The organism is Streptomyces sp. NPDC090442 (assembly GCF_044769405.1).
Lineage (GTDB): Bacteria > Actinomycetota > Actinomycetes > Streptomycetales > Streptomycetaceae > Streptomyces.
In genome coordinates this window covers 37,724-43,723 of sequence record NZ_JBIVXW010000081.1, presented here as the reverse complement: position 1 = coordinate 43,723, position 6,000 = coordinate 37,724, and the positions used below count along the sequence as shown (strand labels likewise).

3 protein-coding genes are annotated in these 6,000 nt (G+C 72.6%); 2 read left to right on the top strand and 1 reads right to left on the bottom strand.

The annotated features are described in order from the left end of the window. Window positions 1-95: 95 nt before the first annotated feature. On the top strand, window positions 96-485 hold the full coding sequence (locus ACIQU6_RS37470; RefSeq protein ID WP_403486207.1) for a hypothetical protein: 390 nt from the start codon (window positions 96-98) through the stop codon (window positions 483-485). 83 nt (window positions 486-568) lie between these two features. Then, a complete protein-coding gene (locus ACIQU6_RS37465) occupies window positions 569-1,858 on the top strand; it encodes a cytochrome P450 (RefSeq protein WP_403486206.1) in 1,290 nt (429 codons plus the stop codon). Window positions 1,859-2,021: 163 nt separating this feature from the next. Here ACIQU6_RS37465 and ACIQU6_RS37460 read toward each other — a convergent pair whose 3' ends face one another. Beyond that, window positions 2,022-5,405 (bottom strand): CHAT domain-containing protein, encoded by a 3,384-nt coding sequence (locus ACIQU6_RS37460; RefSeq protein ID WP_403486205.1) that lies wholly within the window; start codon window positions 5,403-5,405, stop codon window positions 2,022-2,024. Between the last annotated feature and the right edge of the window lie 595 nt (window positions 5,406-6,000).

The following is a 6,000-nucleotide window of genomic DNA, read 5'->3' as shown; positions in this document are numbered from 1 at the left end:
CCTGCCCAACCACGGAGGTGCCCCGCGCGTTCTCCCCTGCGTCAACCTCATAGCCACACCCAACCCTCCAGAGCTACAGATGGAAAAGGCTCCTGATGGCGCTCAACGACCAGGTCCTGCTGCGCTATCTCGAAGTGCTGCGGTACCACGGGCTGATCCGTTCCGACCTCGACGTGCAGCACCAGCAATACGCGCTCCTGTCCACGGCCACCGGGTTCTTCATGGCCGAGGCCATGCTCTACGACCGGGCGCCGGAGAATCCGGAGGTGCGCGGCGACCTCCTCGCCGAGACGCTCCGCAGGATGCTGGAAACGTCGGCGGAGGAATTCCGCGCGGCCCGGACCGAGTCCAACGCGCTCGTCCAGCCGCTGCGTCACAGCAGCATGCAGGAGGCGGCGGCCGCAGCCGCGCCCGAAGTCATCGCCCTGTACGAGCAGTTGGAGGAATGCAGTGCCAGGGAGATGCGCCGGCAACTGCGCGAGTGACCTCCCCTGCGGGCCGCGGGCCCGCCCCGGCCGCGGCCCATCGCGGCTCCGTTTCGCCCAGGCTCATTTCACGGGAGAAAGACATGACCGAATCGGCGGACAACCCCTTCAACGCATACGTCGGCAAACACCCCGGCGAGCCGAACGTGCTGGAACCGGCCCTGCTCACCGACCCGTTCACCGGATACGGCGAGTTGCGCGAGCAGGGGCCCGTGATCCGCGGCCGCTTCGTCGACGACACCCCCGTGTGGTTCATCACCCGCTTCGATGAGGCTCGCGCGGTTCTGCGCGACCACCGGTTCGCCAACAACCCCGCGTTCTCCAAGGACACCGCGGGCGGGGGAAACCCGCGCAACCGACTGATGGAGATGATGGGGCTGCCCGAGCACTACCGGGTGTATGTCGACGGCTCCATCCTCACCATGGACGCCCCCGACCACACCCGGCTCCGGCGGCTGGTCTCCCGCGCCTTCACCGCCCGTAAGATCACCGATCTGCGGCCCCGGGTGGAGGACATCGCGGACGATCTGCTGAGCCGGCTCCCGGAGCACACCGAGGACGGTGTCGTCGACCTCATCACGCACTTCGCCTATCCGTTGCCCATCACGGTCATCTGCGAACTGGTGGGGATCCCGGAGGCGGACCGGCCGCAGTGGCGGGCATGGAGCTCCCAACTCGCCTCGCTGCGGCCGGATCGGCTCAAGTACTCGTTCCCGGCGATGATCGACCACATCCACGAGCTCATCCGTGAGCGGCGCGCGGCGCTCAGCGACGACCTGCTCAGCGAGCTGATCCGCACGCACGACGACGACGGCAGCCGGCTCAGCGACGTCGAAATGGTCACGCTGGTACTGACCCTGGTCATCGCGGGGCACGAGACCACCGCCCACCTCATCACCAACGGCACGGCCGCCCTGCTCACTCACCCCGACCAGTTGCGGCTGCTGAAGGCGGATTCGGGACTGCTCCCCCGCGCGGTGCACGAGCTGATGCGCTGGTGCGGCCCGGTGCACCTGACGCAACTGCGCTACGCCACCGAGGACACCGAACTGGCGGGCGTGCGGATCGCGAAGGGCGAAGCCGTCATGCCCATCCTGGTCTCGGCGAACCACGACCCCCGCCACTACGCCGACCCCGCCCGACTCGACGTCACCCGCCACCCGGCGGGCCGCGCCGAGGACCACGTCGGCTTCGGCCACGGCATGCACTACTGCCTGGGCGCCACCCTGGCCCGGCAGGAGGGCGAGGTGGCCTTCGGCAAGCTGCTCGCGCACTATCCGGACGTGTCGCTGGCGGTGGAGCCGGAGGACCTCCGACGCATACCCCTGCCGGGCAACTGGCGGCTGAGCGAGCTCCCGATCCGGCTCGGCTGAGTCTCCGGGACGCGGGCCGGGTGCCGCCGCCCCTCGGCAGGGGCGGCGGTGCCCGGTCCCACCGTGGGGCGGCACGGTGTCGCCGCCGGTTGCACGCGCGTCTTTACCGATCTTGTCTGTCTTGCTGGGCTCTGGGCTCCGGGCCGGTGGGCGTGGTGCTTCCTCAGGGGCCGTAATGGGCGTGGGCCGCCCACTGGTTCGGGTGCGAGGGGGCGGCCGACCGAAGGGTGCGGACGGTCTGGTGGAGGGCGTGCGCGGGGGTGGGGTGGGGGCTGGTGTGGAAGAGGCGAGCGGTGTGGGTGGCGGTGGTGTCCGTTACGGGCCAGAGGGGCGCGACGACCTGGGTGAAGCCGGCGAGGTGCATGGCGGCACCGAGGTGGACGGCCTCGTCGGCGAGGGGGTCGGGGCCGGTGGTGGTGCAGGTCGAGAGGTAGCAGGACTCGGCGTCGGTGAGGCGGAGTCGGGATATCTCGGAGAGGGTGAGCGGCTGGTCGTGGAGGACCAGGTGGTCGATGTGGGGGTGGGTCGGGTCGGCGACCGCATGGCCGACGAAGTGGAGGTGGTTGGTGAGGGGGAGGACCGCCAACAGCCTTGTGTGGGTGGATTCTTCGTCGTCCAGCAGGACGGTGTCGGGGCCGTAGTGACGGGCGGCGTCCTGGGCCTGGGTCGGGGCGTCCGGCAAGGGGGCGAAGCCGGGGGTGTGGGGCAGTGCCACCACCAGGGGTGCGAGCCAGTGCGGCCGGGCGTCTCGACGGGAGGTGACGCGGACGGCCGCGGCGAGTGCCGCGACGGACGGGGTGTAGGAGGGGACCGTCCGGTCGAGGAGGCTACGGGTGCCGTCCGGGTCGGTGTGGTGGCCGGCGGCGTGCAGGGGGAGCAGGGCCAGTGGGCCGGTGGCGGAGAGCCAGATGCGGGGCAGTTGGGGGGCGTCGGTGTGGTCGTCGGGGGTGTGGTGATCGGGAGTGCGGGCGAGGTGGTTCAGGACGGGGGCAGCCGTGGTGTCCCAGAGCCATTCCAGGGTTGCGCGGAGGTACGCCTGAGCCGCGTGGCGCTCGGCCGGCGCGGCGTCGGGGTTCTCGGCGGTGCGCCACGCCTCGGCGAAGCGTGCGGCGCGGGTCTCCGCCTCGTCGTACGAGAGGGCGGGGAGCGGTACGGCGGTCACTCCGCTGCTGGTGAGGATCAGCGCGTCGCAGCGCAGCGGGCTGGTGTTGACGGTCACCACCGGGCCGCCGGCGGCCGCCGGGCGGAGTGTGGCGAGCCGCGGCGGCCTGCGGAAGCCTTCCAGACCGGGCCGACGCCGGACCTCGGCGAGCAACGCGTGCCATTCCTCACCCAGTTGGTGACGGCGGTCGGATGCGGCCGGGACGGTGGCGAGGGCGATGCGCAGCTCCGCCAGTCGGGCCGCTAGCTGCGGGGCGGTGGCCCGGAGGGCCTCGTCCTCGCCGTGAAATCCGAGGGCGCTGGTGAGCAGGGTGGCGCGGGCCCGTTCGAGGAGTTCCAGGGCGCGGGCGGGGGCGTCGGGGCCGCCGGCGGTGAGGACGGCCGCCGCTGCGTCGGCGGCCAGGCCCCGGGCGTGTCCGTTCGGTTGGGTCTCCGAGGTGCTGCCGTGGAGTTGGTGGGGCACCACCTGGGGCAGCGGCGCGACGGCCCGGGCGTACGCCGCCGCGGCCTCCTGGTGGCGGCCGGTGGCGGCCGCCAACTCCGCCAGTGTCCGGTGCAGCCGGATCAGTTCGTGGGGAGGACCGGTGGCGTGGCGGGCGGCGGCCTCGGCGAAGGCGTGTGCCTCTCCCAGGAGCTTGGTCTCCGGTGCGTCGCCCTCGGTGTGGCGTTGGCGTTCCAGGAGGGCGGCGGTCAGGTGGGCCAGCATGCCCGAGCGGACACCGTGGGCGGGGATGGCGGTCTCAATGGCCTCGCGCAGCAGGGCGATCGCCTCGTCGAGGGCTTCCGGGCGGCCGGTCCGACGGGCCCGCTCGCACAGGCTGCGGGCGAGGTCACGGAGGTAGCCGGGCCGCTGCGGGTCGTCGGCCCCGCTCGCCGCGACCGCTTCGCGGTGGACCGCGATCGCCTCGCGCAGCAAGGGAGGTTCGACGGGCCGTTGGTCAGCCGGGGCGGGAACGGAGTGGTCGGAGGGGGCGGAGTGGTCGGGGCGCTCAAGTGGATCGAAGTGGCCGGCGTGATCGGAAGGGTCGGGGTGGTCCGAGCTGTTGGGATGGTCGAAGTGCTCGGCCTGGTCGGGGTGGTCGTCGTTGTGGGAGTCGGCGCAGTGGTCGTGCAGGGCGTTGCCCAGACGGCTGAGGGCGTTCGCCAGGGCGGTGGAGTTGCCGCGGCGGGCCCGCCGTTCCTCGGCCGCCTGGCGGTACAGCGCGATGGCGTCGTGCAGTACGTCCGCCAGCCCGGTGCGCCGGTAGTGGGCGTGCAGCACCTCCGCGTGCTGGTCGAGGACCCCGTCGCGGCCCGGGGTGGGGAGCGGTTGGGGCTCCCCGCGGACCAGTTGCACGGCTTCGTCCAGTGCGGCTCCGTCGCCGGTGGCTCGGTGGCGCTTCACCAACAGGCCGGCCAGGCGGGCCCGGTAGGGCGTGACGTCCGGGGAGCCGGCGGGGGTGGCCCGGACGGCGCCGCGGCAGGCGTCGATCGCCGCGTTGAGATCGGCTATGGCGCCGGTGACGTCGTGGCGCAGGGACAGGTGCAGGCCGAAGGTGTCCAGTCGGGCCGCCAACCGCTCGCTGTCCGGCGGGGTGTGCCGGAGGGCTTCCCGACCGCGGTCGATCGCCTCGTCGAGGTCGTGGCGCTCGTGGGTGTGCCGGTAGTGGTCACCGATCACCCGGGCGTGGTGGGCGACCGCGTCGGCCCAGTGCGCTCCACCGGCGGGGATGAGCAGCAGCAACTCGCGGCCGAGGCGGACGGCTTCAGCCAGCGCGGCGGCGTCGCCCGTCTCGCGGTATGCCGTCTGGAGGGTGACCGTCAACAGGCGCAAGGACCGTACGCGGTCCGGGCGATGGCGTGGTGTCAGGTCGAGGAAGGGGCGCAGGGCCTCGGCGTCCTGGTATGGCCGACCGCCGTGTGGATCGAGCCCGCGGGCGACCGTGACGAACTCCTGGGACAGTTCCTCGCGCCGCCGCAGGCCGGCCAGCGCCTGGCGGCGCACCTCCCGGGACACCCGGGGGCCGTTCAGGCGGCGCCCGGACCGCAGCGCCTCCAGCACCGCGGCGGCCTCGGACGGCACCGCGTCCCGCTCCCGGGCGTAGACGTGTGCCAACGGCCTTAGGGACGCCTCCCGTTCGGCGTGGTAGGCGCCCTCGGCGCCGGCGACGTGCTGGAGCCAGCGGGCCACACCGATGGCGTGCAGGGCCGCGAGGTCCGGCCAGTCGGTGTCGGCCGTGGTGATCACCAGCCGGGTGATCGAACCCTGGCGCTCCAGCAACCGGAGCTCGGCGAGGTCGCCGGTGTCGCGGACGGCGGCGATGGCTCGCCGCACCGCGATGAGCAGCCGGTCCCGTGAACCGTCCCGCGAGGAGTCCCTCGCCGGGTCCCGTGAATGCTCTCGCATGACGCCCCCGTTGGACCGAGAAGGCGGTGGCCGATACTCACCCCCATGGAGCCGCACGGCGGTTCCCCTGCCGCACGGTCCCTGCGGACTCTCTAGGCAGCCCAGCATAGGACTCATCGGACCGGCAGCACATGCCTTCCGCAGCACCGAGGGGCGGTGGCGAAGAATCCGCGCCACGGCCGTCGTCACCCATCTCAGTGCGCCGCGCCAGGAGTTCGGGCGGCGCGGGGCGCGGGGCGCCGTCGGCGGCTCACCCGCTGGGTTCCGGACATGGCCGTGGCCATGGCTGCGGAGACGGGCGACGCTGTGGCTGCAGGCACAGGTACAGGTACAGGTACAGAAACGGTCGCGGTTGCCGTCGTGGCTGAGGTGGGTGGTACGGCTGCTCGGCCGTGTGGGCAGGAGTCGGTTGGCTTCGATCACGACTCAACCGTGCCCGGCGGGGCCGGTCGGTCGCGTCAACCCGTGGTGCGCACTTGGCGGGCCCGTCGACTCAACCCCAGGTATGGGGCTAGCCCCCTGGTACCAAGGCGTCCGGGGCGGGGGCGGATCCAGGTGTGCGGGTGGTGTCCCCATGAGTCGACCGGCGGGTCGG

Excerpts from the sequence above, each read along its gene's own strand:
- ACIQU6_RS37470 (WP_403486207.1), top strand. The coding sequence starts at position 96 with ATGGCGCTCAACGACCAGGTCCTGCTGCGCTATCTCGAAGTGCTGCGG.
- ACIQU6_RS37465 (WP_403486206.1), top strand. The coding sequence starts at position 569 with ATGACCGAATCGGCGGACAACCCCTTCAACGCATACGTCGGCAAACAC.
- ACIQU6_RS37460 (WP_403486205.1), bottom strand. The coding sequence starts at position 5,405 with ATGCGAGAGCATTCACGGGACCCGGCGAGGGACTCCTCGCGGGACGGT.